At 62.2% G+C, this 26,228-nt stretch carries 26 protein-coding genes and 3 tRNA genes; 8 read left to right on the top strand and 21 right to left on the bottom strand.

Going from position 1 to position 26,228, the window contains the following annotated elements:
- Positions 1–284 precede the first annotated feature (284 nt).
- Both AAFO90_RS12540 and AAFO90_RS12535 read left to right on the top strand, forming a co-directional pair.
- Complete coding sequence (locus AAFO90_RS12540) at positions 285–737, top strand: YHS domain-containing (seleno)protein (RefSeq protein ID WP_347509609.1); 453 nt, start codon at positions 285–287, stop codon at positions 735–737.
- A 310-nt stretch (positions 738–1,047) separates the two neighbouring features.
- A complete protein-coding gene (locus tag AAFO90_RS12535; protein WP_065273019.1) occupies positions 1,048–1,518 on the top strand; it encodes a CoA-binding protein in 471 nt (156 codons plus the stop codon).
- Positions 1,519–1,762: 244 nt separating this feature from the next.
- Here the strand turns inward: AAFO90_RS12535 and AAFO90_RS12530 are convergent, their stop codons facing one another.
- The 4 genes from AAFO90_RS12530 to hisA are packed head-to-tail and all read right to left on the bottom strand — an operon-like array spanning position 1,763 to position 3,907.
- Positions 1,763–2,080, bottom strand: coding sequence for a phosphoribosyl-ATP diphosphatase (locus AAFO90_RS12530; RefSeq protein WP_065273020.1), 318 nt, complete (start codon positions 2,078–2,080; stop codon positions 1,763–1,765).
- 15 nt (positions 2,081–2,095) lie between these two features.
- A complete protein-coding gene (hisF, locus tag AAFO90_RS12525; RefSeq protein WP_274868177.1) occupies positions 2,096–2,857 on the bottom strand; it encodes an imidazole glycerol phosphate synthase subunit HisF in 762 nt (253 codons plus the stop codon).
- A gap of 2 nt (positions 2,858–2,859) precedes the next feature.
- The gene (locus tag AAFO90_RS12520; RefSeq protein WP_347509608.1) at positions 2,860–3,180 is read right to left on the bottom strand and encodes a hypothetical protein; all 321 of its coding nucleotides are present in this window, start codon (positions 3,178–3,180) and stop codon (positions 2,860–2,862) included.
- A gap of 4 nt (positions 3,181–3,184) precedes the next feature.
- Positions 3,185–3,907 (bottom strand): 1-(5-phosphoribosyl)-5-[(5-phosphoribosylamino)methylideneamino]imidazole-4-carboxamide isomerase, encoded by a 723-nt coding sequence (gene hisA, locus AAFO90_RS12515; RefSeq protein WP_347509611.1) that lies wholly within the window; start codon positions 3,905–3,907, stop codon positions 3,185–3,187.
- Positions 3,908–4,065: 158 nt separating this feature from the next.
- Between hisA and AAFO90_RS12510 the strand changes: the two genes are divergently transcribed.
- Positions 4,066–4,464 carry a DUF2147 domain-containing protein gene (locus AAFO90_RS12510; RefSeq protein WP_274833005.1) on the top strand — a complete coding sequence of 133 codons (399 nt, stop codon included), beginning with the start codon at positions 4,066–4,068 and terminating at the stop codon, positions 4,462–4,464.
- A 48-nt stretch (positions 4,465–4,512) separates the two neighbouring features.
- Here the strand turns inward: AAFO90_RS12510 and AAFO90_RS12505 are convergent, their stop codons facing one another.
- From AAFO90_RS12505 to AAFO90_RS12495, 3 genes are all read right to left on the bottom strand, one after another.
- On the bottom strand, positions 4,513–4,764 hold the full coding sequence (locus AAFO90_RS12505; RefSeq protein ID WP_347509606.1) for a WGR domain-containing protein: 252 nt from the start codon (positions 4,762–4,764) through the stop codon (positions 4,513–4,515).
- A gap of 156 nt (positions 4,765–4,920) precedes the next feature.
- On the bottom strand, positions 4,921–5,916 hold the full coding sequence (locus tag AAFO90_RS12500) for a hypothetical protein (RefSeq protein WP_347509605.1): 996 nt from the start codon (positions 5,914–5,916) through the stop codon (positions 4,921–4,923).
- A 400-nt stretch (positions 5,917–6,316) separates the two neighbouring features.
- Positions 6,317–6,853, bottom strand: a complete 537-nt coding sequence (locus tag AAFO90_RS12495; protein WP_274833007.1) for a peroxiredoxin-like family protein — start codon at positions 6,851–6,853, stop codon at positions 6,317–6,319.
- A 136-nt stretch (positions 6,854–6,989) separates the two neighbouring features.
- On the opposite strand from AAFO90_RS12495, the gene AAFO90_RS12490 reads away from it, so the two are divergent.
- Entirely contained in the window at positions 6,990–7,718 is a 729-nt protein-coding gene (locus AAFO90_RS12490) for an AraC family transcriptional regulator (RefSeq protein ID WP_347509604.1), read from the top strand.
- Positions 7,719–7,748: 30 nt separating this feature from the next.
- Here AAFO90_RS12490 and hisH read toward each other — a convergent pair whose 3' ends face one another.
- Together hisH and AAFO90_RS12480 are read right to left on the bottom strand one after the other, a co-directional pair.
- Positions 7,749–8,387, bottom strand: a complete 639-nt coding sequence (gene hisH, locus AAFO90_RS12485) for an imidazole glycerol phosphate synthase subunit HisH (RefSeq protein WP_274868170.1) — start codon at positions 8,385–8,387, stop codon at positions 7,749–7,751.
- A 73-nt stretch (positions 8,388–8,460) separates the two neighbouring features.
- A complete protein-coding gene (locus tag AAFO90_RS12480) occupies positions 8,461–9,051 on the bottom strand; it encodes a TetR/AcrR family transcriptional regulator (protein WP_347509602.1) in 591 nt (196 codons plus the stop codon).
- A gap of 103 nt (positions 9,052–9,154) precedes the next feature.
- Here AAFO90_RS12480 and AAFO90_RS12475 point away from each other — a divergent pair, with 103 nt between their 5' ends.
- Positions 9,155–9,790, top strand: a complete 636-nt coding sequence (locus AAFO90_RS12475) for a DUF2306 domain-containing protein (protein ID WP_347509601.1) — start codon at positions 9,155–9,157, stop codon at positions 9,788–9,790.
- An 18-nt stretch (positions 9,791–9,808) separates the two neighbouring features.
- Here the strand turns inward: AAFO90_RS12475 and hisB are convergent, their stop codons facing one another.
- Entirely contained in the window at positions 9,809–10,396 is a 588-nt protein-coding gene (gene hisB, locus AAFO90_RS12470; RefSeq protein WP_274830035.1) for an imidazoleglycerol-phosphate dehydratase HisB, read from the bottom strand.
- A 214-nt stretch (positions 10,397–10,610) separates the two neighbouring features.
- On the opposite strand from hisB, the gene AAFO90_RS12465 reads away from it, so the two are divergent.
- Positions 10,611–10,850, top strand: a complete 240-nt coding sequence (locus tag AAFO90_RS12465; protein WP_065273027.1) for an Lrp/AsnC family transcriptional regulator — start codon at positions 10,611–10,613, stop codon at positions 10,848–10,850.
- A gap of 92 nt (positions 10,851–10,942) precedes the next feature.
- Here the strand turns inward: AAFO90_RS12465 and AAFO90_RS12460 are convergent, their stop codons facing one another.
- The 7 genes from AAFO90_RS12460 to AAFO90_RS12430 form a co-directional block, all read right to left on the bottom strand.
- On the bottom strand, positions 10,943–11,761 hold the full coding sequence (locus tag AAFO90_RS12460; protein WP_347509600.1) for a hypothetical protein: 819 nt from the start codon (positions 11,759–11,761) through the stop codon (positions 10,943–10,945).
- A 156-nt stretch (positions 11,762–11,917) separates the two neighbouring features.
- Positions 11,918–13,270, bottom strand: a complete 1,353-nt coding sequence (locus tag AAFO90_RS12455; RefSeq protein ID WP_347509599.1) for an aminotransferase — start codon at positions 13,268–13,270, stop codon at positions 11,918–11,920.
- 213 nt (positions 13,271–13,483) lie between these two features.
- Positions 13,484–13,558: transfer RNA gene (locus AAFO90_RS12450), tRNA-Gly, on the bottom strand.
- Between the two features lie 146 nt (positions 13,559–13,704).
- Positions 13,705–13,779: transfer RNA gene (locus AAFO90_RS12445), tRNA-Gly, on the bottom strand.
- 113 nt (positions 13,780–13,892) lie between these two features.
- Entirely contained in the window at positions 13,893–14,789 is an 897-nt protein-coding gene (locus AAFO90_RS12440) for a NaeI family type II restriction endonuclease (protein WP_274833014.1), read from the bottom strand.
- Positions 14,790–14,846: 57 nt separating this feature from the next.
- A complete protein-coding gene (locus AAFO90_RS12435) occupies positions 14,847–15,806 on the bottom strand; it encodes a DNA cytosine methyltransferase (RefSeq protein ID WP_065273031.1) in 960 nt (319 codons plus the stop codon).
- Between the two features lie 187 nt (positions 15,807–15,993).
- Positions 15,994–16,068, bottom strand: a tRNA-Gly gene (locus tag AAFO90_RS12430).
- A 153-nt stretch (positions 16,069–16,221) separates the two neighbouring features.
- Between AAFO90_RS12430 and AAFO90_RS12425 the strand changes: the two genes are divergently transcribed.
- Positions 16,222–16,419: a hypothetical protein gene (locus AAFO90_RS12425; protein ID WP_274834960.1), complete on the top strand. Its 198-nt coding sequence runs from the start codon at positions 16,222–16,224 to the stop codon at positions 16,417–16,419.
- 18 nt (positions 16,420–16,437) lie between these two features.
- Here AAFO90_RS12425 and AAFO90_RS12420 read toward each other — a convergent pair whose 3' ends face one another.
- The 4 genes from AAFO90_RS12420 to AAFO90_RS12405 form a co-directional block, all read right to left on the bottom strand.
- On the bottom strand, positions 16,438–16,824 hold the full coding sequence (locus AAFO90_RS12420) for an MAPEG family protein (protein ID WP_347509598.1): 387 nt from the start codon (positions 16,822–16,824) through the stop codon (positions 16,438–16,440).
- Between the two features lie 199 nt (positions 16,825–17,023).
- Complete coding sequence (locus AAFO90_RS12415) at positions 17,024–18,598, bottom strand: hypothetical protein (protein ID WP_347509597.1); 1,575 nt, start codon at positions 18,596–18,598, stop codon at positions 17,024–17,026.
- 211 nt (positions 18,599–18,809) lie between these two features.
- Positions 18,810–22,253, bottom strand: coding sequence for a pyruvate carboxylase (locus AAFO90_RS12410; protein ID WP_347509596.1), 3,444 nt, complete (start codon positions 22,251–22,253; stop codon positions 18,810–18,812).
- Positions 22,254–22,389: 136 nt separating this feature from the next.
- Positions 22,390–23,580 (bottom strand): alpha-hydroxy acid oxidase, encoded by a 1,191-nt coding sequence (locus AAFO90_RS12405; protein ID WP_347509595.1) that lies wholly within the window; start codon positions 23,578–23,580, stop codon positions 22,390–22,392.
- Between the two features lie 171 nt (positions 23,581–23,751).
- Between AAFO90_RS12405 and AAFO90_RS12400 the strand changes: the two genes are divergently transcribed.
- Complete coding sequence (locus tag AAFO90_RS12400) at positions 23,752–26,106, top strand: UvrD-helicase domain-containing protein (RefSeq protein ID WP_347509594.1); 2,355 nt, start codon at positions 23,752–23,754, stop codon at positions 26,104–26,106.
- Positions 26,107–26,228 lie beyond the last annotated feature (122 nt).

Below are 26,228 nucleotides of genomic sequence, written 5' to 3'. Positions count from 1 at the left end.
GCCCTCACGGGCATGCTGGCTGCGGGTGAGTTCGGTCCAGGCCATCGTGGTCTCCGTTCAGTGTCGTACCCGAACAGAAACACAACCTCCTGAACTCACTCAATTAGTTTCAAATCGGGCTCTGAGGCAGGCTGGTGGGGTTTACCCGACGCCTTTCCGAATGAGATCAGGCCGGCCCTGTGGCCGCAGACACACGGCGTTCACTTATTCGTAACACGCCTGTTCAGCCTGATACGCATGAGGCAGAATTGGGTCATCTCAAATTGATCCTGTGGAGTCGTCTCTTGTTTCTGCGCCTGTTCGTTCTGGTTGCTGCCGTCCTGTTGTCCGTCCCGCCACGGGGCGCGCTGGCGGATTCGCCCCTGTTTGCGGCGCGCGAAGGGGTGGCGCTTGGCGGTTATGACGCGGTGGCCTTTTTTGACGTCGGAGAGGCCGTGGCGGGGCAGGCACGCTATTCCGTTGTGTGGAAAGGTGTCATCTGGCGTTTCGCGTCTCAAAGCAATCAGATCCGGTTTGAAATGAACCCGCGTGCCTATGCACCGATGTTCGGTGGCTATTGCGCCTCTGCCATGGCGCGGGGCGTGTTGAAGGCCGGGGACCCGCAGCTGTGGGTGATTGTTGACGGGCGGCTGTTCCTTTTGAACAATGAGGGGGCGCTGACGCGGTGGCGGGCGCAGGCGGCGCAGCTGATCGCTGAAGCCGACGCCCATTGGCCCGCTGCCTTGCACCCTGAGTAAAGGGATCTGCGGCGACAATTGGTGACGTAAGCCCTTCAAAGCCCCTGCAAAACCCTTCCGAACATCGGGCCCCTTTAAAAGCCTGTTCCGAAGACCCACATATAATTCAGGGCTGCGGAACGGAACATCCGTAGACCTTTTTCACTGTCCCTCGTTCCATACCTCGCGCCCGGGATCCCTTCCGGGCGCTTTTTTCTTCTTGGGTATGCGGATGTGCTCATCGGCCGGTTCGTTATTGCCGTCGGTTTTACGTCGCCCAATGCCGCGAATTTGGCTTTTCCACGCGGCGGCAGCACAGTAGGGTCTGGCCATGACCAGCTATAGCGACGACCTTTTGCGCAAGATTTTGAAACGGACCCGGACCATCGCGGTGGTGGGGGTGTCGATGAATTCTGTGCGCCCCAGCTACTACGTGGCACGCTACCTTGGCCTCAAGGGCTACCGGGTGATTCCGGTCAATCCCGGCCACGCGGGCAAGCGGTTGTTCGGCGCCACCGTGCGCGCCAGCCTGTCAGAGATCGATGAACCGGTGCATATGGTCGATATCTTCCGCCGCTCTGAAGCGGTGCCACCCATTGTGGATGAGGCGCTCGAGCTGTTCCCGGATCTTCAGACCATCTGGATGCAGATCGGCGTCGAGAACGCCGAGGCCGCCGCCAAGGCCGAGGCGCGCGGCGTCGACGTGATTCAGAACCGCTGCCCCAAGATCGAATACCAGCGCCTGTTCGGTGAACTCCGCATGGGCGGGTTTGCCACTGGTATCATTTCCTCGAAACTGTAGCGCTGGGGGGGGCTCCCGCCAGTCGCGCGTCACATCAAAGATGTGAAGGCTCCCGTTGGGCCGGGCGCCGCGCTGACGCGCGGCGGCAAAGGATCCGCTGAGAGGCGCTTCAGGGGCAGGTCTGCCCTGAAGCGCCATGGCGAGTGTTATCCGATCTGTTCCGCCTCAAGGGTGAACCGCGCCTTGCGCGGCCGCTGGCGCGGCCCTTGACCCGGATCAGAGCGGGGGTCTGGAGGAGCAGGGGTTAGCCTTTTGGGCGGGCGGCTTTTTCTGCGATGCCGCTGAGGCCCTGACGTTCGGCCAGAACGGCAAGGACCTCGTCCAGCGCCACATCGCGGGCGGCAAGCATTACCAGAAAATGATAAAGCACATCGGCGCCTTCACTGGCGAGTTTCGCCTTGTCGTCCTTCACCGCTTCGATAATCGCCTCGATGGCTTCCTCGCCAAATTTCTCGGCGCATTTCTCGGGCCCCTTGGACAGGAGTTTTGCGGTCCAGGAGCTGCTAGGGTCCGCGCCCTTGCGGGATTGGATGGTGGTTTCGAGGTCGTGCAGCAGGGTCATGGCGGTGGGCCTTTCTCAGCCGAGGCGCATCGGGATACCGGCGGCGGCCATGTGCTCCTTGGCCTCCTGGATGGTATATTCGCCGAAGTGGAAGATCGAAGCGGCCAGCACCGCCGAGGCGCCCCCCTTGGTGACACCTTCGACAAGGTGGTCAAGTGTGCCGACCCCGCCCGAGGCGATCACCGGCACATCCACCGCGTCCGAGATCGCGCGAGTCAGGGGCAGGTTGAAGCCGGATTTGGTGCCGTCCCGGTCCATCGAGGTCAGCAGGATCTCGCCTGCGCCCCTGGCCACAACTGTCTTGGCAAACTCCACCGCGTCGATACCGGTTTCGCGGCGCCCGCCATGGGTGAAGATCTCCCATTTGCCGGGGGCGACGGTCTTTGCGTCGATCGCCACCACGATGCACTGGCTGCCGAATTGCGCGGCTGCCTCGGCCACCACATCGGGATTGGCGACGGCGGCGGAGTTGAAGGAGACCTTGTCGGCCCCGGCCAGCAGAAGCGCGCGCACGTCTTCCTTGGTGCGCACCCCGCCGCCCACGGTGAGCGGCACAAAGCACTGTTCGGCGGTGCGGCGCACCATGTCGAACATGGTGCCGCGGTTTTCATGGGTGGCGTGGATGTCGAGGAAACAGATCTCGTCAGCGCCCGCCGCATCATAGGCCTTGGCCGCCTCCACGGGATCGCCGGCATCGCGCAGGCCGACGAAGTTCACGCCCTTGACCACGCGGCCATCAGCGACATCGAGACAGGGGATGATGCGGGTTTTCAGCATCTTCAGCTCTTTCTTTTCCGGAGTGCGCCGATCAATGCCAGAATGGCCCAGGAAAGACCAGCGCCCATGACAAAGGGGGCAAAGACAAGTGGCCCCCAGGCCGCGAACAGTCCCAGCGCATAAGCCGTGTCGCTGATATCGCGGCCAAGGAGGAGGCAGGGCGCGGCAAAGCCTTCGTTGATGGAGCAGCCAAGAACCGCGCTGAGGAACAAGACCGCGCCGAAGGCCAGTGCCCAGAGCAGGATGGGGCCAAGGGTCAGCAGCGCAAGGATGCGATGCGCATTGCGTCCGATGGCTGGTCCTTGTCCCGGCTCCTGCGCCATGGGATCAGCCTTTCAGGATGGCCAGCGCCTCAGCGAGGTCGATGGCGCGGTCATAAAGCGCACGGCCCGAGATGGCGCCATTGAGCGGTGCACCGCAGGATTTCAGCGCTCGAAGGTCTTCAAGCGAGGAGACCCCGCCGGAGGCGATCACCGGGATCGAGACCGCATTGGCCAGATCGGCAGTGGCCTGCACGTTGGGGCCCTTCATCGCGCCATCGCGCATGATGTCGGTGTAGATGATGGCGGCAACGCCCGCGTCCTCGAAGGATCGTGCAAGATCGGTGACCATCACGTCGGTTTCCTCGGCCCAGCCTTTGGTTGCAACCTTGCCGTTGCGGGCATCGATGCCGACGGCGACCTTGCCGGGGAATTCGCGCGCTGCGTCGCGCACCAGATCGGGGTTTTCCACCGCTACAGTGCCAAGGATCACCCGGGCCAGCCCCTTGTCGATCCAGTTTTCGATGGTCTTCATATCGCGGATGCCGCCGCCCAGCTGTGCGGGCACCTTGCATTGCTTGAGGATTTCCTCGACCGGGGCAGCATTCACCGGCTCACCTGCAAAGGCACCGTTCAGATCGACGAGGTGCAGCCATTCGCAGCCCTTTTCGACGAACTCCAGCGCCTGGGCGGCGGGGTTGTCGTTGAACACTGTGGTCTTGTCCATGTCGCCATGCAGAAGGCGCACGGCCTGGCCGTCCTTGAGGTCAATGGCGGGATAAAGGATCATGTCGTTGGCCTTTGTCATCAATGGGCGCCGCCGGGCTGGCGGCAGGGTTTTGCCGGTTCTATGGCACGGTCGGCGCCGGGATTGCAACGCGACCCAAAGTCAAGCTTGCCTGAAAACCACATGCCGCGCCAAGGTGGGGCAAACAGGGAGGTTTTGAGATGAAGACAGTCACATTGGGTCTGGCGCTGGCGATGTCGCTGGCCACCGGCGCGCTGGCCGATCAGGTTGCTGGCAAATGGAAGACCGAGGAGGGCGATGAAGGCGGTTATTTGCACGTGGATATTGCGCCCTGTGGAGCCAGCATTTGCGGTACCATCGCCACCGCCTATGACGCAAATGGCGGCGTGTCGGCGGATTACGAGCATCTGGGCAAGAAGCTGATCTGGGACATGAAGGCCGATGGCGGCGGCAGCTATTCGGGGGGGAAGATCTGGGCGCCCGATGCGGACAAGACCTACAAGTCCAAGATGTCGCTGGAAGGCAACCGCCTGACCGTGAAGGGCTGCGTCGCAGGCGGGCTGATCTGTCGGGGGCAGACCTGGAAACGGGTCAACTGAGAAACAGGTGATGTAGGGACCCGTCGCCTGCGGGGGCAGGGGCGGGGATCACAGCAGCCCAAGCTGAACCGGGATCGGCACAAAGCCGCGGCGGACCTGCCGGTCGCGCACCGTTTCGAACAGATGGATGGCCTCGGCGTGCTGATTGAAATAGGCGCGCCGTTCCTGACCTCCGGGGGCGGCGATCGGACCCAGGGCCTGTTCGACGCACCAGTCGCCAAACAGGGTCTGGCTTAGCCGCAGCACGCAATAGCGGTGGCGGCCTTCGATATGGTCGAATTTTTCCAGTCTGATCTGCAAAGGGGCGGGGCCTGAACGGGTTTCACACCGGTTCCATATGCCGCGAAGCGGGCGCCCTGTCCATCGCCGTGCCGTCACAATTGCCGTATGTTTGATTGCTGTGTGGTAGGGCTAAGGCCAGCCCCCGCAGGGGGGGCTGGCAGATTGCTAGGATGATCAGAAGAGGAAATCACCCGCCGAGAGGTCATCAAGGCTGACGCCGTTCAGGATGATGACGTTCTGCCCGTCATCGCCCATGTCGTAGATGACGCGGCTGCCCGTGTCGGTCGCGGCATCGACAAAGGCGTCGAGGCTGGTCACCTCATCCGTGAGGGCAGAAAGGTCCAGCACGTCTTCGCCTGTGGTGAAGTCCCGGACCACATCGCGGCCAAAGTCGCCTTTGAAGATAAAGGTATCCTCCCCGCCGCCACCGATCAGCTTGTCGCGGCCGCCGCCGCCGTTCAGGACGTCGTTGTGCGAGCCGCCGAACAGTTTGTCGTTATGGGCGCCGCCCAGCAGGGTGTCCTCGCCCTTGCCGCCTTTCAGAACGTCACGGCCAACACCGCCTTTCAGTTTGTCGTCATGTCCGCCGCCAAGGAGGGTGTCACGGCCCTTGGCGCCGATCAGCACATCCTCGCCACGGTTGCCCTGCAGGTTGTCATTGCCCGCGCCGCCCTTCAGCCGATCATCATTGGCATAGCCGCTGAAGCTGTCATCGCCACCGGAGCCGAAGAAGCGGATGTTCTGCGCTTTCAACTGGTCGATCAGTGGTTCGAAATCCGCATCCAGCATGCCGTAGATCAGCGCCGCCGAAGCATCGGCACCATCTACAGCGGGGGCAAATTCGATGGAATAATCTAGCTGCTCTAGCGCGATGTCCTGGGTTCCGTTCGCTGCGTCGGTTGCGGTGGCGCCATAACCCAGTTCAATTCCGCTGACTGTCCCGCTGAGCGTGTGGGTGCTCATGCTGTAAACAATGTCGTCGCGCAAGATATAAGCCTGTGCATCCGGGGTGGCGGTGTCGGTGATCTGCGCTTCGGCACCGGCGTAATCGCCGCCCAGACCGTTGGAGAAGACCCCGCGCCGGGCGGATTCGAAACTGGCGCTGAAGTCTTCGATATAGGCGGTGAAGTCGGTAACCTGGCTGTTGCCGGTTGTGATGGTGATCGTCATGGCATCTCCTATGCCGACCTTCCGCTGATCGCATGACAAGCGTCAGATGGGGCCGGGCGTGACCGTGTTCGCGTTGCAAAATTCAAATGATTTGCTGGGTCGGGGATGCGGCAGAGCTGCTGCATGGTGACTGGGCATTGGGCCACAGAGTCCGGTACCTGGCAGGGCTGCGCTACTCAGCCTGATAAAAATTGTCAAGAATGGGCGGGTGGAAAACGCGGCGGCGCGTGAGGGGCGGGGCGGTTCGCCTGGCGCAAACGCCGGTGCCGGACTGCGGGAGGGCAGCCCGGCGGGAACAACGCGCCAGATTGGAAGCTTCACCCGCGGCGCGTTGATCTCTGGGACCGGTCCGGCTGCTCCGTCAGACCGGTCTATCAGTTAGGCCTATCCGGCAGGCCGATCAGACGGCGCCGGTGTATTCGCCGCGCGCCGGATAGTCGTTGGCGATGGCGAAATCGAGGGCCGACACCAGTTCCGAGAAATGCGGACGCACGAAGGGCATGGTCTGCACCGAACCGTAGTAGAGGGTCTGCTCGGGGGTCACCATGAACAGGCCCGGCTCGGAGAACAGCGCGGGCTCTTCCAGACCGATCGAGGTGGTGCCGCGCGAGGTCGAGATGTAGAGACCCCATTGCTTTGCCACGTCCAGCGGCAGATCATAGGCAAAGCGCAGGGATTTGGCTTCGATCTTGTCGGCCATCGCCTGGGTGCGCTCTTCGCCATCGGCGCTGATGGCGATGGTGGCAACGCCGCGCTCAGCGAAATCGGCGGTCTTCTTTTCCAGCTCTTTCAGGTAGTTGGCGCAGATCGGGCAGTGCAGGCCCCGGTAAAAGCAGATCACGGTGCCGCGTTCGCTGTCTGCCTTGGACAGATCAAAGGTGCCGCCGCCGAGCAGCGGCAGGGACAGGTTCGGGGTTTTCTGGCGGGGGATCAGCATTGCAGGTCTCCGAGTATGAATGTTGCTGCCGCATAAGCGGCCGTGAGTGATGGTGGTGGCCTTGTGCAACGGATCTGTGCTTGAAAAATCCGAAAAATCTGACAAAAACACCGGAACTCTGCACGGGAGAGAGATAATGGACAGATTGTCGAGCCTGATGGCCCGGTTTCGCATGACGGTCGAGGTGGCAACGCCGGAGGCGGCAAACCTGCGTGTCTATACCGATCCGGACGGGGCTTTGGCGCGGCTGGTGTTCTTTGCCGGTGGGGCGGTGCCGCAGGCAGAAGACGGACCCAGCCTTGCGCTGCGGGTGGACTGGGCCGGGGAGCATAATCCGCTGGTGGCTGCATTGCCGGTGCGGGTCGAAGTGGCTTTGGCCGACGCGACAGGGCTGTGCGCGGTGCTCGATCTGATGCAGCAGGAGTTGGCCGTGCACCGCTGCGGCGCCGAGAGTATTCTGGCCAGCCTGGGGCAGGCGGCCATGGTGCGGCTGTTGCGGCGCCTAATCGAGGTGGGCACGGCGGAGCCGGGCCTGTTGGCGGGGCTTTCTGATGCGCGGCTGGCCCGCGCCATCGTGGCGATGCATGACCATCCGGGCCGGGTCTGGACCACGCAAGATCTAGCGACCGAGGCGGGCCTATCCCTGTCACGGTTTTCCGAGTTGTTTTCCCAGCAGGTCGGGGAAAGCCCGATGCACTATCTGCGGCGCTGGCGGCTGACGCTGGCGCGTCAGGACATGCTGCGCGGCGACCGGGTCGAGGCGGTGGCACGCCGCTATGCCTATGATTCCCCCGAAGGCTTCACCCGCGCCTTTCGCAAGGCCTATGGCTGCGCTCCGGTGTCTTTGCGCAAAAGCGCAGCCTAGGCTGCAGGCAAAATGACGGGGGCAGGAGGCTCAGGGCGCCCAGGTCAGGAAATTGCCGATCATGCGCAGGCCGACGTGCTGGCTTTTTTCCGGGTGGAACTGCATGCCCAGCATGGTGCCCTTGCCGATGACAGCGGTGACATCGCCGCCATAGTCCACATGCGCCAGCCGTTCGGCCGGATCCGCCACGCGGAAATGGTAGGAGTGCACGAAGTAGCAGTGATCGCCAGATGAAATGCCCGCAAAAACTGGGTGATCGTGGTCGATCACCAGATCGTTCCAGCCCATATGCGGCACCTTCAGGGCGGGATCCTCGGGGGTGATCTTCACCACATCGCCGCCCACCCAGTCCAGGCCGGGGGTGTCCTGATATTCGTGGCCGGTGGTGGCCATCAGCTGCATGCCGACGCAGATTCCAAGGAAAGGACGTCCCTTGTCCTCGACCGCGTGGACCATGGCATCATAGATGCCCTTGTGACCGCGTAGCTCGGCGGCGCAGGCGGGAAAGGCACCATCGCCGGGCAGCACCAGACGGTCTGCGCGGGCCACCACATCGGCGTCGGATGTGACCACAACCTCACCCGCGTCCATTTCGCGCGCCATGCGCTGAAAGGCCTTTTCGGCAGAGTGGAGATTGCCGCTTTCGTAATCGATGATCGCCGTCAGCATGGGGCCTGGTCCTTCCTGTCTTGCGTCTTTGAAGTGGCCGGAAACCGTCCCGGGGTCAAGAGGGCGCTACAGGCTACAGCCGGTCCAGAAGGGCGATAACCTGCGTCAAAGGGCCGTCGTCGATGGGGGGGGGCGGGTTGCCAAACTCCCCGGCGAGGTAGAGCAGGGTAAACCCGTGGATCAGCGACCAGATCTGGGTTTCCACCACCAACCGGTCCTGACCGGGCGCCACAAAGGGCGCGGCCACCGCGCGTAAGGTCAGATAGGCGTCGGCCTCTTCCTTGCCGCCGCCATGGACCAGACCCGCAAGTCCCTGATCGCCAAAGATCACCGCGAGGATGCCGGGATGATCCAGCCCGAATTGCAGATAGCCCCGGCACAGCGAGTGGACCCGCCCGCGGGGATCCTGCGCGCCGCTGTCGCAGGCGCTTTGCAGGTAGGAGGAAAACAGACGGAAGCCTTCCTCGGCGATGGCTTGTTTCAACCCCGCCAGCCCGTCGAAATGATGGGCGGGCGCCGCGTGCGACACCCCGGCGCGGGCAGCGCATTTGCGCAAAGACAGCGCGCTGAGGCCGCCTTCCTCCAGGAGATCGATGCCTGCCTTGATCAGAGCGGCCTTCAGGTCGCCGTGGTGGTGGCGGCTTTTCACGTCTTCTTTTGTCATGCGGCAGGTATCGCCCTTCATCTTGACGGCGTCAAGTTTGCCTGCCAGATATGAACTTGACAGTGTAAAGTTTGAGTCGCCCAAGGGCGCAAGGAGGGATGAGATGTCGAGCGAAACCCGGGCCATGGGCTATCCCAGATGGGTTATCATGACGATGTGGGGGGCTGCGGTGCTGATCGCGGTGGGATCGTACCGGTTCCTGATTGCCGATATCGCGCTGGTGATGCCCGCGATGCTGCATCACGCGTTGGAGCGGCCGTTGATGCTCTACCTGCACATCGGCCTTGCGCCGATCTCGCTGGCACTGCTGCCGGTGCAGTTCTCCACGAGGATCCGTCAGCGGCGCCGTGGGCTGCACCGCTGGCTGGGGCGTCTATACGGCGTCGCGATCTTGTTGGCCGGGATCAGCGGCATCTGGCTGGCCTATACAACCGAGGAGGGGCCGGTGGCCGCGGCGGGACTGGGGGTGTTGTCGCTGCTCTGGCTATGGGTGACGGGCGCTGCGATCTGGCATGCGATGAGCCGCCGAATTGCGCAGCACCGGGTCTGGATGATCCGCTCTGCCGCACTGACTCTGGCGGCTGTGACGCTGCGGATTTACCTGCCCGTCGGGGTGGCGACCGTGGGGTTTGAGGCCAGCTATCCGATCATCTGCTGGCTGGCCTGGGTGCCCAATCTGCTGCTCGCGGAATGGATCCTGCGCCGGGACCGCGGCGCGCCGCTGGGCGCCACGGTCTGATTGCGGTCTGAAAAGACGTCAGAGCGCGCCCTTGGTCGACGGGATGGCGTCTGCCTTGCGCGGGTCGGTTTCGACCGCATCGCGCAGGGCGCGGGCCACGGCCTTGAACGCCGCTTCGGCGATGTGATGGCTGTTGAACCCGTGGATCTGGTCGATATGCAGGGTGATGCCGCCATGGGTGCTGAGCGCCTGAAAGAATTCGCGCACCAGTTCGGTGTCGAAGGTGCCGATCTTGGGCGTCGGCAGAGTTACGTTCCAGATCAGGAAGGGGCGCGCTGACAGGTCCAGCGCGCAGCGCACCTGGGCATCGTCCATCGGCAGGTGGCATTCGCCATAGCGGCGGATGCCCTTCTTGTCGCCAAGCGCGGCGACCAGCGCCTGACCCAGCGCAATGCCCGTATCCTCGACCGTGTGGTGATCGTCGATGTGGTAATCACCCTTGGCACGAATGGTCATGTCGATCAGCGAGTGCCGCGCCAGTTGGTCCAGCATGTGATCGAAAAAGCCGACACCGGTCTGGTTGTCATATGCCCCGGTACCATCGAGGTTGATCTCCACCGAAATCTCGGTCTCGGCGGTGGAGCGGGTGATCTGAGCGCTGCGCATCTGCGGGCCATCCTTCGTCAAACTGCCCTTTGGGCCATATGGCGCCCATGGGCTGGTGCTGCGCTTATAGGGTGCTGGGGCTGTCTCACTCAAGAGCGCGTAAGTCGAAACTCAGGCCCTGTTGCAGCTGCATCTGTGGGATTGCGCCTGCCTGCGCGGCGTGCCAGCTTAGCGGCCAAATCGTTACTCAAGAAAACCCAATGAAGGGGCGCCCATGTCGACCTGCGTTTTCATTCAGATCCGCTGTAAACCCGGCACCACCTACAAGGTGGCCGAAGATATCGCCCTGCGCGAAATTCATTCCGAGCTCTACTCCACCAGCGGCGAATACGACCTGCTGATGAAGCTTTACATCCCCAAGGACGCGGATGTCGGGAAATACATCAACGACCACCTGCTGGTGATCCCGAATATCGAACGCTCGCTGACCACGATGACCTACAAGGTTTTCTGAGCCGTCCGCACTGCTGATGCAAAACGCCTGATCTCCGGCAGGGGATCAGGCGTTTTTCGTTCCTGCGCCGATGCGCCTGAAGCAGACTTAAATCAGAACAGGAAATCCGACCCGTCCAGATCGGAAATACTTGTATCGGCCAGGGTAATGCTGCCCGCGCGATAGGAAATCATGGCATCGTTGCCATTCTGGGTCAGCGTCAGATCAGAAAAATCATCAACGCTGCGGTGTTTGATGGCGATGAGGTCAGTCCCATCGCGCCAGTCCTCGATCGTATCATCGCCGATGTTGCGCCCCTTGAACTTGAAGGTGTCGGCGCCGCGGCCCCCCACCAGCATGTCATCGCCCTGATCGCCCTGCAAAAGGTCACGGCCGCCGCCGCCCATGAGGGTATCATTGCCACGCCCGCCCCAAAGCTTATCACCGCCCCCCCGGCCCAGCATTTCATCATTGCCATTGTAGCCTTTGACCTTGTCTCCGCGGGACCCCAGATCGAAGAAGTCATCGCCGGAAAAGACCTGTTTGAACAATTTCACATTGTCCCGATTGCGGTCTGTTTCAGACACGCGGAAGAAATCTTCTGCATCAATGTTGAGATTGGTGACCGTTGTGGTGAAATTGGTGCCGGTTTCGGTGACGCCCTCGATCAATCCGGAATACGGCGTCAGGATACTGTGGCCGTCGCGGGTGATGCTTTGGAATTGCAGGCCAGTCCCGTTGTAGACATCGGGAGAGGTGTCGGGGATCGGATCAAAGCCGGGAATGCCAAGATCGGTATTTCGCATCAGGGTAAACCCAGTGGATGATGCGTCCGTAACTTCGGCCTTCAGGTTGAAATGAAAACTGAACCAGCCGATGCCGCTTTGGGTCATCACGTAGCGTTCCGTGCCTTCATAGATCAACTCAACCATATGCATGTCTCCTGCAATTACTGATACCAAACCGGTTTCAGTTACAGGTCAAAGCGCTGGCGGGAGTAAGGGGAAAATACAGCAGAAGAGACGCAGATCGGCAGGGCCGAGATCGCGCCCCGGTCTTTGGGCAGTCCGGGGCGCGCGAGGGTGGGTTTAGCCGTCGATCAGCCCTTCGGCCTTCAGCGCTTCATAGGTGCTGTCCACGGCGGATTTGGCGCGTTTCAGCATTTCGTCCACTTCCGCCTTGGTGATGATCAGCGGCGGGCAGAAGGCGAGCGCGTTACCCGCCACGGCGCGCAGGATCAGCCCTTCGTCCTGGCAGGCCTTGACCGCGAGGGCGCCGCCCTTGCCCCCGGGCACGGTTGCGCCCGTGGTCTTGTTCGACACCAGTTCCAGCGCCGCGATCAGCCCCTTGCCGCGGACCTCGCCCACCAGCGGGTGATCAGTGAAGATTTCGCGAAGTTGCGCCTGCATGTAATCGCCAACCTCGGCCGCGTGGCCAAACAGGTTGTCACGCTCATAGATTTCCAGCGTTTTGAGGGCGGCGGCGCAGGCGGCAGGGTGACCGGAATAGGTGTAGCCGTGGCCAAAGACGCCGACCTCATTCGAGGGCGCAACCATTTCCTTGTACATCCAGCCGGGGATCACGGAGGCGGAGATCGGGAAATAGGCCGAGGAGAGCTGTTTGGCAAAGGTCATCAGGTCGGGTTTGATGCCCATGGTGGTGCAGCCGAAATCGGCGCCGGTGCGGCCAAAGCCGGTGATGACTTCATCCGCCCAGACCAGGATGCCATATTTGCGCAGAACCGCCTGCAGTTTTTCGTAATAGCCTTCGGGCGGGACGATCACGCCAGAGGCGCCGGTGATCGGCTCCATGATCATGGCGGCGATGGTGTCAGGATCCTCGGCAATGATCTGCTGCTCCAGATTGTCGATGATACGGTCGACAAATTGCGCTTCGGTCTCGTTCCCCTTGCGGCCCGTGTAGTAATGCGGCGCGTCCGAGCGCAGGATGTGCAGAGCCTCAACGGGCGCGTCGAAATGCGCCAGGTTTGCGGGCAGGGAGGTCAGCGATCCGGCGGCGACGGTCACACCATGGTAGCCACGCTCGCGGGTGATGATCTTGCGTTTTTCCGGTTTGCCGATGGCATTGAAGTAGTAACGCAGCATCTTGTAATGGGTGTCATTGGCATCCGAGCCGGAGTTGCCGAAGAAGAAATAGGCATCCTCGATTGGCACCATGGTCTTCAGTTTTTCCGCCAGTTCCTGGATCGGCGCGTGGGTCTTGCCTCCGAAGGTGTGGGAAAAGGACAGTTTGGTCAGCTGCTCGGTGATCGCCTCGATCAGCTCGGTGTTGCCATAGCCCAGCGAGGTGCACCACAGACCTGCCAGACCTTCGATATATTCCTTGCCGTCGGTGTCGTAGACATAGATCCCCTGGGCGTGGTCAATGCACATCTGCTCGGTCGCGGTCAGGTTGGTGGTGGGATAGATGACAGGTGCCATGACTGAACTCCTTTGAAGAAAAACGCGCGGGGCGGGCTGGAACGGCGGACTGCACGGGGCAGGGCTGCGGTAAGCATTGGCGCGTTTTACAGATGGCGTCAAAAGGAATTTGATCAAAAGTTGGCGGTGGGTGATTGGCCTATGAGATAGGAGGAGGGAGAAAGGGGCCAAAAATGCAAAAAACCGCCCCGAAGGGCGGTTTTTGTATCCGAATGGAGCGGGCGAGGCGATTCGAACGCCCGACCCTAACCTTGGCAAGGTTATGCTCTACCCCTGAGCTACGCCCGCGCTGCCATTCGGTGAGCGGTGTTTAGGAAATCACGCCGGAGGCTGCAAGGGAAAAATGCCGCCTCTGCGGGGATTTCTATGACTGGTCGAATGCGGGAAAGCGGAAAACAAAAAGCCGCCCTGAAGGGCGGCTGTTTTGATCCGAATGGAGCGGGCGAGGCGATTCGAACGCCCGACCCTAACCTTGGCAAGGTTATGCTCTACCCCTGAGCTACGCCCGCGCTACCATCCTATGAGCGGGTATTTAGGAGCTTCACGGAGACTGTGCAAGAGGAAAATTATGCTTGCTGGTACAGAAAAGCAGAGCCGCCCGATGGGTGGGGGAGGCTGGCATTCACGCCCTGGGCAGATCGAACCCGGCCTGCAGCGCCATGCGCCGATGCTGCTCTGTTTCAGGCTGGCAGGAGACAAAGGCGCTGGCGGGGCAGGCAGGCAGGTCCAGCGCGCGGATCAGCTGGCCATCGTATTGTCCCGACAACAGCAGGATCCCCTCGCGCTCCAGAATGTCGCGGGTGCCGCGTCCCTTGTCTGACCGTATCCGGCGCATGAAGTCCTTTTGCTGGGCCACTGCCTCGACCACGTCGCGGTCGACCGGGCGGCCCTGAACAAGCCGGAACAGCTGGGCCATGCGTTCGTTGCCGGTGGCGCCGGAGAAGATCCGGGTGACGGTCTCCTCGGGCAGGCTGCGCCAGAAATTCGCTGGGTAGGGATGATCCCTCAGCAGCCACAGGATATGGCCGAACCCCATGGCCGAGACAGAGCGTTTGGCGTCCTTGTTCTGCCCGGCAGTAAGGTAGTCGGGCCGCGCCAGGATCAGGCCAAGGTAACAGCGCGCGCGAGCCTCGTCCGCGGCCACCAGCAGGCAGACTTGATCCAGCGCTTCGGTCGGGATCATCCAATTGCTGCCCATGGTGTTCTTGATATCCATGTCGCGGCCCAGAACCTCGGTATCCAGGCGGCCCCGGGGCAGCCGCAAGAGAGCGCGAAGCTCGATCTCGACGCGGGTGCCGATATAGGTTTTTTCGGTCTTTTCCAGTTCCTCATAGGCGCGGCGCCCGGTTTTCGGCGTCATGATCACATCGTCGATGCAGGTGCGCAGCATGGCTGGAAACCGGCTCGCCAGTTCCATCGCGCCACCTGCGCGGGCGGTGATCTCGCCTGCGATCTCGGTCAGGAGGTCATAATCCGGGTGTCCGGGCAGAATCAGGCTGTCGGGAAGGGTCTGTTTCATCCTGGGCTCCGCCCGGCCGCCGGACCCAGCCCTTGGCCCAGATTGGGCAAGGCGGTTTTAGGCCCGCACGGCATGAAGGTTCGGCTTGGCAATCGCGGCGCGCAACTGGCGGGCCACCGCTTCGGCCACCGGCGGCGGGAAGGCATTGCCGACCTGGCGGTAGGCGTTGGTCTTGGCGCCGGTGAAATGCCAGGCGTCGGGAAAGCCCTGGATGCGCGCCACCATGCGCACGGTCAGGCGCGGCATGTCGTTGTGAAAGGGATCGGGCGCCTCATTGGCGATGGTGCGCCCCTCGACACCAAGCGCGGCCCAGGCGCGGCGGGCGCGGGTGGGACCCAGATCCGGCCCGCCATGTTTCTTGGAGCCGCCAACGATGGTTGGGGCGATTTCATCGGCCTTGGCGGCCCAGTCTTCTGCGCCGCGCCAGCCACGTTCCTGCATAAGGTCAAGCAGGGTGGCGCCCACCGTGGGCGGGTTGTGCGGCAGCGGGTCGGGCCAGTTGAACTGCCCGGCAAATTCCTTGCGCAGGGCCACGATGGCCACGCGCGGGCGCAGCTGCGGCACGCCAAAGTCCGAGGCGTTCAGTAACCGCCAATCAGTTTCATAGCCCAGTTTCGACAGCTGGCCTTTGAGCTTTTCGCGGTAGTCATGAAACACCGCGTCCAGAAACCCGCGCACGTTTTCGATCATCACCGCGCGGGGGCGGGTGGCATCGACGATATCGATGGCATCGTCAAAGAGGTTGCGCTCGTCCTGTTCGCCCAGCTGTTTGCCAGCGACGGAAAACGGCGGGCAGGGCAGGCCGCCGGCCAGCAGGTCGATGCCCTTGTAATCACTGGCTTCTTCCTTGAACCGGCGCACGTCCTCTTCCAGCACGTTCCATGTGGGGCGGTTGTGGCGCAGGGTGGCGCAGCAGTGTTTGTCGATCTCGACGAGCGCGGTGTGATCAAAGCCCGCACGCTCCAGCCCAAGGGCCTGGCCGCCTGCACCTGCGCATAGTTCAACCGATGTCAGCATCCTGCCTGTCAGCCCCGTTTGTCGTTCTTGCTCTGTTCCTTGCGCAGAAGTGGTACTCGCAAAGGCGATTCCGCGCAAGTCTCTCGCGGCGTCTTCCCCTGCGGCGACAGGAGCTGGCAAGGAACAAAAACACCAGGATCCAAAAACACAAAAGGCCGCCAGGGCGGCGGCCTTTTAGTGGTCCAAATGGAGCGGGCGAGGCGATTCGAACGCCCGACCCTAACCTTGGCAAGGTTATGCTCTACCCCTGAGCTACGCCCGCGCTGCCATTCGGTGAGGGGTGAAATATTCATTCCGCCGCGGGGCTGCAAGTGGAAAATCATGCCGCCCCGGAAAAACTTTCATTTTCTGCGACGGAACCTGCGGGCTGCTGCGTTCCATTCAGACGAAATGGAACAGAGGGGAGCTGTCTAAGATGAAACCTGCCGACTATGCCCGTATTGGCGCGCTGATCGCGACCATAGCGCTGGCCAAGGCGCTGTCGCCCGCGGGGGGACAGAGCCCGGAAACCGCATCTGAGGTCGACCCGGGCGCGATCCGGCCCGCGCCGGTCTATGTTAAAACGATCAGCGCCCCTGAGGTCACGGCCCCGGTGCAGGGGCACGACGTATAGAGGCAGCTACTCCTCACCTTAGAAAAGCGCGTGCGCGATCAGACCCAGCCCTGCGACGAGCAGCATCAGAAGGTTCAGCACGATCCCGGCCTGACGCAGGATCAGGATCTGCGGGCGCGCGGTAAAACCGACCGCGTGCATCAGCCGTCCGCCCAGCAACATCAACCCCAGCGCATGCGTGGCCAGTGCCGGTGCGCCCTGTGCTTCGCTCAGCGCCAGAAGAACCAGGCCAAGCGCGGTATATTCCACGAAATTCCCCTGTGCGCGGATGGCCATCAGTAATGCGCGATTGCCGCCATCTCCGACGGAAATCTTGTGTTTCAGCCGCTGGCGACTGACGCCAAGCGACAGGTAGACAAACAAGAGCGCCGCCCCGCCGGCATAAAGTGATGTAATCGGAAGCATCGGCCTATCCTCCCCATAGGAATTGCAGTGTGATAAGTGGGTTCGTTTTTGGAACTTAATACTGAACAATCCTGCGGGGCTTTTGAAGCCGATTCAGAGCGGGTTCACGCGAGGGAATGCGCGCCGCGGAAGCGCGGGCGGGATGCCGAAGGCAGGGGGAGTGGTCCCCACGGCCCTTGGGGCGTATCCGTTGAGGTGATTATTTGACCGGGATCTTGTGCTTTTTCAGTGCCTTGGCCAGTTCGTTGTCGACCAGTTTCATCAGCGCCTTGTCCTTGGCGGCGGCCTTGGCAGTCATATCGGTCATCTGTGCCTCGCTTTCCTTGCCGGTGGCGCGGGACAGAATCACGCCATAGCCGACCTTCAGGCTTTCATCACTGACCTTGTTCATCACCTCAGCCCAGAGTTTGGCCTTGAGCGTATTTGGGATGTTGTTGGTCTTGGCCAGTTTCGCCAGCCGGTCCGGCAGGATCGTGCCTTGCAGAAGATCCTTGTTCTTATAGGCCCATTTCTTCTGGAAGCTGCCGAGGTTCTTCACCATCCCGCCAAGAAGCGCCGAATAAAGGAGTGAGGTTACGATGGCCTGGAATTCCTTTTCGGTCGGAGGCTTGCCGGTCTTCATGATCCGGCCGACTTCCTTCACGGCTTCACCCAGAACGGTTTTGATCACCTCTTGTCCGGAGCCGGCGATGTAATTGGCGATGAATTTCTCAAGCTGTTTGGTGGACAGGAAGGCGACCTTGGACGCCAGCTTGGGCGCAACCCATTTGGCGGCATCATCGCAGAACCCCAGCGGCACCTTGCTGCCGATCCCGCCGGTCAGCCCGCCAACCGTGCCATCGATCACCATGGCCTGGATAGAGCCCCAGACAGTCACCTTCTGACCGCTGGCGTGTTTGCCAAGCTCCTGACTGGCGCTTTGCAGAAGGCCGACACCGGCACCAGAGGTAATAGCCGCGCCACCAGCCGTCATGCCCGCTCCGGTCACCAGAACCGGGGCTGCCAGCGCCCCGACGACGGCAAAGCAGGCAGCCGAGGAGACCGACAGAACGGTGGCCGTGGTGCGGGCAGAGCCGGTGAATTCCTTCAGAAACCGCAAAAGATCCGCGTTGAAGGCGCCAATCGCCTTTTCCGCCTCGGGCAGGGCCTCATCGATTAGCTTGAGGTCCTTTGTCATGATCGCCCGCTCCAGCTTGCCACTGGCACGGATGGAGCGGCCACAGAGCTTGTTATCGGGCATCTTGACCGATCCGGCCTCGATGATGATGACCTGCGCTACGGCGTTCAGCACGCCATCTTTCAGCTGAGCCACGTCAAGATAGTGCTGATAGGTCTCCAGCGCGGTTTCATGGTTGCGCAGGACCGATTTCATATAGGGCGTCAGCCGTTTGAGGACGTCCAGCTTGACCTTCTCGTATTCCTTGGGCGTGCAGCGGATCTTCTTGCCGCGGAAGGTGACCTCCATCATCGGTTGTTTGGCGGCCTTTTCCTCTTCGGCCTTCATCTTCTTGTAGGCTGGCAGCAGCGCCTTGAAGGTGCGCCCGCCGGGATCGACGACCTTGTCGGGGTTTTTGAAGCCGCTTTTCTTCTGAAAGGTGCCGATGGCCTTCAGCAGGCCGGTATCCATCTTCTTGGAGGCGCCAAGCGGCCCGATCTTATTGGCCTCCAGCATCCTGCGCACCAACAGCACGTCGTCTGGTTTGTTCTTGACCTCATCCCCGGAACTGGAGCGTGGGGACTGACCGACAGGAGCTGTCAATTTCGCTGAAGACATTGGAAACCTCGAAAACTGGATAAAAACTGGCAGCTATTTTGGGCTGGTCCCGCAAAGGATCAAGATTGACAGCAGCGAAATGAGGAGGCTTGCCGAATTTTCCCCGTTGTCGCGTATTCGCGGGGCAGTGGATCCGGCCTGCGTGCGGCACGAAAAAAGCCGCAGCCTTTTTGGGCTGCGGCTTGTAGTTTTGTGGTCTGGGCTTTGTGTCTTATTCTAGCTCGATGAGGAGGTCCTTTGCATCGATCTGGCCGCCGGGCTGGACGTGCACGGCCTTGACCACCGCGTCGCGTTCGGCGTGCAGGCCGGTTTCCATCTTCATCGCTTCGATGGTCAGCAGCATATCGCCCTCATGCACCTGCTGGCCGACTTGGACCGCGACCGAGGCGACGACGCCGGGCATCGGCGCGCCGATGTGGTCGGGGTTGCCTGCTTCGGCCTTGGGGCGGGCAGCGGTGGTGGATTTCACCAGACGGTTCGGCACCCGGATCACCCGCGGCTGGCCGTTGAGTTCGAAGAACACCTTCACCTCGCCGTTCTCATCGGTCTCACCGATGGCCTGCAGGCGGATCTCCAGCGTCTTGCCGGGGTCGATCTCGGCCGAGATTTCCTCGCCCGGTTCCATCCCGTAAAAGAACGCCCGTGTCGGCAGGCTGCGCACCGGGCCGTACTGGCGATGGCGGCCCATGTAATCGAGGAACACCTTGGGATACATCAGGTAGCCATTCAGATCCTCATCATCGACTGCCTTGCCTTCCAACTGCTGGGACAGCTCGGCGCGGGTGGCTTCCAGATCGACCGGCTCCAGATGTTTGCCGGGGCGCTCGAGGTTGGGCTTTTCGCCTTTCAGCACCTTGTCCACGATACCCGCCGGAAAGCCGCCCGGCGGCTGGCCGAGGTTGCCGCGCAGCATGTCGACAACGGAATCGGGGAAGGAGAGGTCGGTCTGTGGATCCTCCACCTCTTCGCGGCTGAGGCCCTGGCTCACCATCATCAGCGCCATGTCACCGACCACCTTGGAGGAGGGCGTCACCTTGACGATATCGCCGAACATCTGGTTCACATCCGCATAGGTCTGGGCGACCTCGTGCCAGCGCTCCTCCAGCCCCAAGGAGCGCGCCTGCGCCTTGAGGTTGGTGAACTGGCCACCCGGCATCTCGTGCAGGTAAACTTCCGAGGCCGGAGCCTGAAGGCCAGACTCAAAGGCTGCGTATTGCGCCCGCACCTGTTCCCAGTAATCGCTGATCTCGCGGATCTTGGCGATATCCAGCCCGGTGTCGCGGTCGGTGTTGCGCAGACCTTCGACGATCGACCCCAGACAGGGCTGCGAGGTGCCGCCACTGAACGCATCCATCGCTGCATCCACTGCATCGACGCCCGCATCGGCGGCGGCCAGAATGGTCGCCCCGGCGATGCCGGAGGTGTCATGCGTGTGGAAGTGGACCGGCAGGCCGACCTCTTCCTTCAGCGCCTTCACCAGCTGACGCGCGGCGGCGGGTTTCAACAGGCCCGCCATATCCTTGAGGCCCAGAATATGGGCGCCTGCGGCTTCCAGATCCTTGGCCATGCCGACGTAGTATTTGAGGTCATACTTGGCCCGGTCCGGGTCCATGATATCGCCGGTATAGCAGATGGTGCCTTCGCAGATCTTGCCGCTCTCCACCACCGCATCCATCGCGACGCGCATGTTCTCCACCCAGTTGAGGCTGTCAAAGACCCGGAAGACATCGACGCCGGTGATCGCGGCCTGTTTCACAAAGGCCTGCACCACGTTGTCGGGGTAGTTGGTATAGCCCACCCCGTTGGAGGCGCGCAGCAGCATCTGGGTCATCACGTTGGGCATCGCCTCGCGCAGGTCGCGCAGCCGCTGCCAGGGGCATTCCTGCAAGAAGCGATAAGCCACGTCAAAGGTGGCCCCGCCCCAGCATTCCACCGAGAACAGCTGGCTGAGGCTTTGCGCATAGGCGGGTGCCACGCGGATCATGTCGATCGAACGCATCCGCGTCGCCAGCAGGGACTGGTGCCCGTCGCGCATGGTGGTATCGGTCAGCAAGAGCTGCCGCTGCGCCTTCATCCAGTCGGCCACGGCCTGCGCGCCCTTCTGTTCCAGGAGGTTGCGGGTGCCATAGGGCAGGGCGTCGGTCTCGACCTTCGGCGGGCGCGGATCCTTCAGACCCGCTTTCGGCTCGGCGCGGCCCTCGGTCTCCGGGTGACCGTTGACGGAGATGTCCGCGATATAGGTCAGCACCTTGGTGCCACGGTCCTGGCGCTTGGCGAAGTTGAACAGCTCCGGCGTCTCGTCGATGAACTTGGTGGTGTATTCATTGTTGAGGAAGGTCGGGTGCTTCAGCAGGTTCTCGACAAAGGCAATGTTGGTGGAGACCCCGCGCACCCGGAATTCGCGCAGCGCCCGGTCCATGCGGGCAATCGCCTTTTCCGGGGTCGGTGCCCAGGCGGTGACCTTGGTCAACAGGCTGTCGTAATAGCGGGTGATCACCCCGCCCGCGTAAGCCGTGCCGCCATCCAGACGAATGCCCATGCCGGTGGCCGAGCGATATGCGGTGATGCGGCCATAGTCAGGGATGAAGTTGTTGAGCGGATCCTCGGTCGTCACACGGGTCTGCAGCGCGTGACCGTTGAGGCGGATCTCGGACTGATCGGCCTTGCCGGTGGCCTCGGCAATACTCTTGCCCTCGGCGATCAGGATCTGCGCCTGAACGATGTCGATGCCGGTGACTTCCTCGGTGACGGTGTGCTCCACCTGCACCCGCGGGTTCACCTCGATGAAGTAGAACTTGCCGGTTTCCATATCCATCAGGAATTCGACGGTGCCCGCGCATTCGTAATTCACATGGGCACAGATCCTGCGGCCCAGATCGCAGATCTCGGCGCGCTGCGCCTCGCTCAGGTAAGGGGCTGGCGCGCGCTCCACGACTTTCTGGTTGCGGCGCTGGACTGAGCAATCCCGCTCGAACAGATGATAGATCTCACCGTGCTTGTCGCCAAGGATCTGCACCTCGACGTGGCGGGCGCGGGTGATCATCTTTTCGAGATAGCCCTCGCCATTGCCAAAGGCGGCCTCGGCCTCGCGGCGCCCCTCCAGCACTTTCTCTTCCAGCTCAGCCTCGGAGAGGATCGGCCGCATGCCGCGGCCGCCACCGCCCCAGGAAGCCTTGAGCATCAAGGGATAGCCGACCTCACCCGCTTCCTTGCGGATGGCGTCCATGTCATCGCCCAGCACCTCGGTCGCGGGAATGACCGGCACGCCAGCCTCGATGGCGACGCGCCGCGCCGAGGCCTTGTCGCCAAGCGCGCGCATGGTCTCGGCTTTGGGGCCGATGAAGGTGATGCCATTGCGGGCGCAGGCATCGACGAAATCAGGGTTCTCCGACAGCAGCCCATAGCCCGGATGGATCGCATCAGCGCCGGATTCCTTCGCGACCCGGATGATCTCGTCAATCGACAGATAGGTCGCCACAGGCCCCAAGCCTTCGCCGATCCGGTAGGCTTCATCAGCCTTGAACCGGTGCAGGCCCAGCTTGTCCTCCTCGGCGTAGACCGCAACGGTCTTCTTGCCCATCTCATTCGCAGCCCGCATCACGCGGATCGCTATCTCGCCGCGGTTGGCGATCAGAATTTTCTTGAAGTCGGTCATATCTTCCCCCGAGGTCGTTCAGTCTGGCGATGTGTTAGGCGCATCTTGGCGTGCAGTATACCCGTAGTACTGGGTAGAGCGGGGCATGATTGCGCTCTCATTTTGTGCTTTTCCGCCGCGCGGAGCGAAAGCGGGCTCACGGGGCGGTATGGTTGAGCGGTCTGGCCGCCGGCAAAGAGGCAAAATCGGGAGCGCCGAGCTGGCCCATGTTCGCCTCTAGATCCTTTTTCAGGATGTCGATCAGATGGTCGGGACCGGTCGGCCCCAGCGCGGCCAGCGCGAAGTGAAAGGCGCGGCCCAGCATGACGAAATCGGCGCCAAGCGCCAGCGCCCGGAGGATGTCGATGCCGCCTTCGATGCCGCTGTCAAAGATCAGGGGCAGGTCCGTGGCGGCGCGCAGCTCGGGCAGCACTTCGATGGCGGCGGGGCTTCCGTCGAACTGGCGCCCGGCGTGGTTCGACACCCAGAGCCCATCGACGCCGATCTTCTCCAGCGGCTGCGCGTCCTCGGCGCGCATTACGCCCTTGATCACAAAAGGACCATCCCAGTGATCGCGCAGCCAGCGCGCGTAGTCCCAATCGGGCGAGGTGCGCAGCAAGTATCCGATATGGGCGGTGGAGGAACGGCTCTCACCGGTGGCCTCGGCGGTGTATTTGTCGAGCGTGCGCATATGCGGCATGCCGCCCTCGTGTCGGTGCTGACGGGCCATGCCCATGGCCCAGGCCGGGCGCATCGCCACCTGCGCCAGCAGGCGCGGTGTGAGGCGCGGCGGCTGGGTGAGGCCGGATCGCGTTTGCCGTTCCCGCCGTGAGGCGACAGGGACATCCACGGTCAGCACCAGCACCTTGAAGCCCGCGTCCCGGGCCCGTGCCAGCATGTCCTTGCGGATGCCTTCGTCCTTGGGGGGGTAAAGCTGGAACCAGGCTTGCTCGCCCAGATGCGGCGCCAGATCTTCGGGGCATTGGCTTGCAACGGTCGACAGGCTGTAGGGAATGCCGCTGCGGGCGCCGCAGCGGGCCAGGTGGCCTTCGGCATCGGGCCAGATCAGTCCCGACATGCCCACCGGCGCAATGCCAAAGGGCAGCGGTAGCGTCGCGCCAAACAGCTGCGTCGACAGGTCGATCTCAAGCGGGCCGTGCAGGATGGAGGGCAGGAAGCCGACCCGGTCCAGCGCGGTGCGGTTGCGCCTTTGGGTGGCTTCGGTGCCAGTGGCGCTGTCCAGATACTCCCAGACAAAGCGGGGCAGGCGCTTGCGTGCTGCTGCGCGCAGGTCAGACAGGCCGGGGTAATGCAGGTGCAGATCCTGGTGCATGTTCATGCGGCGCATAATTGCTGCTTTGCAGCGAAAGTCTAGCGAAAATGTTACAGAATTCTAACAGGGGCCCAGGCGGGCGCAGACAGCGGCGCCACTGGGGAGCGGTTCGCGGTAAAAAAGAGGCGTGAACATAGTGTGAACGTCCCCTTTCCCGCGCAGATGAATCACGCTAGGATCACGCCCATGAGCAGTTTCGATGAAATGGACGCCTTTGAGGGCGCTTCCCTCTCCGCCCGCGCCATGGCTGCGCGCCCCAAACCCTATCTGGATGGGCTGAACCCAGCCCAGCGGGACGCCGTGGAATGCCTGGACGGGCCGGTTCTGATGCTGGCGGGCGCAGGCACCGGCAAGACAAAGGCGCTGACCACCCGGATCGTGCATCTGCTGACCTTGGGACAGGCGCGCCCGAACGAGATCCTCGCCGTGACCTTTACCAACAAGGCGGCGCGCGAGATGAAAGAGCGGGTCGGCCGGATGCTGGGCCAGCCTGCCGAGGGCATGCCCTGGCTCGGCACCTTTCACTCGATCTGCGTCAAGCTGCTGCGCCGGCATGCAGAACTGGCCGGGCTAAAGTCGAATTTCACCATTCTGGACACTGACGATCAGATCCGCCTCCTGAAGCAGCTGATCCAAGCCGCCGGGATCGATGACAAACGCTGGCCCGCGCGGATGCTGGCCGGGATCATCGACGACTGGAAAAACCGCGCCCTGACGCCGGAGAGCGTGCCAGTGGCCGATGCCAGCGCCTATAACCATCGCGGCACCGAGTTCTACGCCCAGTATCAGGCCCGCCTGAAAGAATTGAATGCCGTCGATTTTGGCGATCTGCTGCTGCATATGGTGACGATCTTCCAGAACCATCTGGATGTGCTGTCTCAGTATCAACGCTGGTTCCGCTACATCATGGTCGACGAATATCAGGATACCAACGTCGCGCAGTATATGTGGCTGCGGCTGCTGGCGGCCGGGCACAAGAATATCTGCTGTGTCGGCGATGACGATCAGTCGATCTATGGCTGGCGCGGCGCCGAGGTGGGCAATATCTTGCGGTTCGAAAAGGACTTTCCCGGTGCCAAGGTGGTGCGGCTAGAGCAAAACTATCGCTCGACCGAACATATCCTTGCGGCGGCCTCCGGCGTGATCCGGGGCAATGCAGGGCGTCTGGGCAAAGAGCTGTGGACCGAGGCAACTGGCGGCGAAAAGGTGCGCCTGATCGGCCATTGGGATGGCGAGGAAGAAGCGCGCTGGATCGGGGAAGAGATCGAAGCCATGCAGCGCGGCACCCGTGGGCAGGATCCGGTGGATCTGAACCAGATGGCGATTCTGGTGCGCGCCAGCCACCAGATGCGCGCCTTTGAGGACCGTTTCCTGACCATCGGCTTGCCCTACCGTGTGATTGGCGGGCCGCGATTCTACGAGCGGCTCGAGATTCGCGACGCCATGGCGTACTTTCGGCTGGTGGTCTCGCCGGAGGACGATCTGGCCTTTGAGCGCATCGTCAACACGCCCAAGCGGGGCCTTGGCGACAAGGCGCAGCAGAAGATCCAGATCGCGGCGCGCGAGAATGGCGTTTCCCTGCTCGAAGGGGCGCGGTTGGCCGTCGACAGCGGTGAGATCAAGGGCAAGGGTGGCGCGGCGCTGCGCCAGCTGACCGAGGATCTGCGCCGCTGGGGCCGGATGGCCGGTGATTCCGACATCAGCCATATGGAGCTGGCCGAGATCATCCTCGATGAAAGCGGCTATACCACCATGTGGCAGATGGACAAGAACCCGGATAGTCCGGGCCGTCTGGAGAACCTCAAGGAACTGGTGAAGGCGCTGGAGAATTTCGAGAACCTGCAAGGCTTCCTCGAACACGTCAGCCTGGTGATGGACAACGATAAACAGGACGCCGAGCAGAAGGTCAGCATCATGACCCTGCACGCGGCCAAGGGTTTGGAGTTTCCGGCCGTCTTCCTGCCGGGCTGGGAGGATGGGTTGTTCCCCTCGCAGCGGTCGATGGATGAAAGCGGTCTTAAAGGTTTGGAAGAAGAGCGGCGCCTTGCCTATGTGGGCATCACCCGGGCGGAGAAGATCTGCACGATTTCCTTTGCGGGTAACCGCCGGGTCTTTGGCCAGTGGCAGTCGCAGCTGCCCTCGCGGTTCATTGATGAACTGCCCGAAGAACACGTGGAGGTGCTTACGCCGCCGGGTCTATACGGCGGCGGCTATGGCGCTGCGGCGGGCGGTACGCCAGTGCAGTCCCGAATCGACGAACGGATGGCGCAGGCGGATGGCTATAATTCGCCGGGCTGGAAGCGCATGCAGGCGCGGGCCGGGGAGCGTGGGCTGTCGCAGCCAAGGGAAAGCCGCAATCAGGTGATCGATCTGACGGCGACCTCCAGCTTTACGATTGGAGAGCGGGTGTTTCACCAGAAGTTCGGTTATGGCGCGATCACCGGTATCGAAGGTGACAAGCTGGAAGTGGATTTCGAAAAGGCCGGGGTGAAAAAGGTGATCGCGAAATTCGTCACCGCCCATGACGATGTGCCGTTCTAAGCTGTTCCGGGACAGATCCGCTTGCTCGCTGCTCTGACCGCCTTTTGATCTGAAAATGGAATGAGACGGTCGGATCGCGTTGCGATCCGATCCGATCCGGGCGCGGGGGCGCTGGCAGCGAT

This window comes from Phaeobacter sp. CAU 1743, from assembly GCF_039839315.1.
GTDB lineage: Bacteria > Pseudomonadota > Alphaproteobacteria > Rhodobacterales > Rhodobacteraceae > Phycobacter > Phycobacter gallaeciensis_A.
Note: the sequence above shows the minus strand (reverse complement) of the source record. Positions and strands in the feature narration are given on the sequence as shown.

What these genes read in the sequence shown, in the direction of transcription:
- AAFO90_RS12535 (WP_065273019.1), top strand. Translation starts at nt 1,048, where the DNA reads ATGACCAGCTATAGCGACGACCTTTTGCGCAAGATTTTGAAACGGACC.
- AAFO90_RS12530 (WP_065273020.1), bottom strand. Translation starts at nt 2,080, where the DNA reads ATGACCCTGCTGCACGACCTCGAAACCACCATCCAATCCCGCAAGGGC.
- hisF (WP_274868177.1), bottom strand. Translation starts at nt 2,857, where the DNA reads ATGCTGAAAACCCGCATCATCCCCTGTCTCGATGTCGCTGATGGCCGC.
- AAFO90_RS12520 (WP_347509608.1), bottom strand. Translation starts at nt 3,180, where the DNA reads ATGGCGCAGGAGCCGGGACAAGGACCAGCCATCGGACGCAATGCGCAT.
- hisA (WP_347509611.1), bottom strand. Translation starts at nt 3,907, where the DNA reads ATGATCCTTTATCCCGCCATTGACCTCAAGGACGGCCAGGCCGTGCGC.
- AAFO90_RS12510 (WP_274833005.1), top strand. Translation starts at nt 4,066, where the DNA reads ATGAAGACAGTCACATTGGGTCTGGCGCTGGCGATGTCGCTGGCCACC.
- AAFO90_RS12500 (WP_347509605.1), bottom strand. Translation starts at nt 5,916, where the DNA reads ATGACGATCACCATCACAACCGGCAACAGCCAGGTTACCGACTTCACC.
- AAFO90_RS12495 (WP_274833007.1), bottom strand. Translation starts at nt 6,853, where the DNA reads ATGCTGATCCCCCGCCAGAAAACCCCGAACCTGTCCCTGCCGCTGCTC.
- AAFO90_RS12490 (WP_347509604.1), top strand. Translation starts at nt 6,990, where the DNA reads ATGGACAGATTGTCGAGCCTGATGGCCCGGTTTCGCATGACGGTCGAG.
- hisH (WP_274868170.1), bottom strand. Translation starts at nt 8,387, where the DNA reads ATGCTGACGGCGATCATCGATTACGAAAGCGGCAATCTCCACTCTGCC.
- AAFO90_RS12480 (WP_347509602.1), bottom strand. Translation starts at nt 9,051, where the DNA reads ATGACAAAAGAAGACGTGAAAAGCCGCCACCACCACGGCGACCTGAAG.
- AAFO90_RS12475 (WP_347509601.1), top strand. Translation starts at nt 9,155, where the DNA reads ATGTCGAGCGAAACCCGGGCCATGGGCTATCCCAGATGGGTTATCATG.
- hisB (WP_274830035.1), bottom strand. Translation starts at nt 10,396, where the DNA reads ATGCGCAGCGCTCAGATCACCCGCTCCACCGCCGAGACCGAGATTTCG.
- AAFO90_RS12465 (WP_065273027.1), top strand. Translation starts at nt 10,611, where the DNA reads ATGTCGACCTGCGTTTTCATTCAGATCCGCTGTAAACCCGGCACCACC.
- AAFO90_RS12460 (WP_347509600.1), bottom strand. Translation starts at nt 11,761, where the DNA reads ATGGTTGAGTTGATCTATGAAGGCACGGAACGCTACGTGATGACCCAA.
- AAFO90_RS12455 (WP_347509599.1), bottom strand. Translation starts at nt 13,270, where the DNA reads ATGGCACCTGTCATCTATCCCACCACCAACCTGACCGCGACCGAGCAG.
- AAFO90_RS12440 (WP_274833014.1), bottom strand. Translation starts at nt 14,789, where the DNA reads ATGAAACAGACCCTTCCCGACAGCCTGATTCTGCCCGGACACCCGGAT.
- AAFO90_RS12435 (WP_065273031.1), bottom strand. Translation starts at nt 15,806, where the DNA reads ATGCTGACATCGGTTGAACTATGCGCAGGTGCAGGCGGCCAGGCCCTT.
- AAFO90_RS12425 (WP_274834960.1), top strand. Translation starts at nt 16,222, where the DNA reads ATGAAACCTGCCGACTATGCCCGTATTGGCGCGCTGATCGCGACCATA.
- AAFO90_RS12420 (WP_347509598.1), bottom strand. Translation starts at nt 16,824, where the DNA reads ATGCTTCCGATTACATCACTTTATGCCGGCGGGGCGGCGCTCTTGTTT.
- AAFO90_RS12415 (WP_347509597.1), bottom strand. Translation starts at nt 18,598, where the DNA reads ATGTCTTCAGCGAAATTGACAGCTCCTGTCGGTCAGTCCCCACGCTCC.
- AAFO90_RS12410 (WP_347509596.1), bottom strand. Translation starts at nt 22,253, where the DNA reads ATGACCGACTTCAAGAAAATTCTGATCGCCAACCGCGGCGAGATAGCG.
- AAFO90_RS12405 (WP_347509595.1), bottom strand. Translation starts at nt 23,580, where the DNA reads ATGCGCCGCATGAACATGCACCAGGATCTGCACCTGCATTACCCCGGC.
- AAFO90_RS12400 (WP_347509594.1), top strand. Translation starts at nt 23,752, where the DNA reads ATGAGCAGTTTCGATGAAATGGACGCCTTTGAGGGCGCTTCCCTCTCC.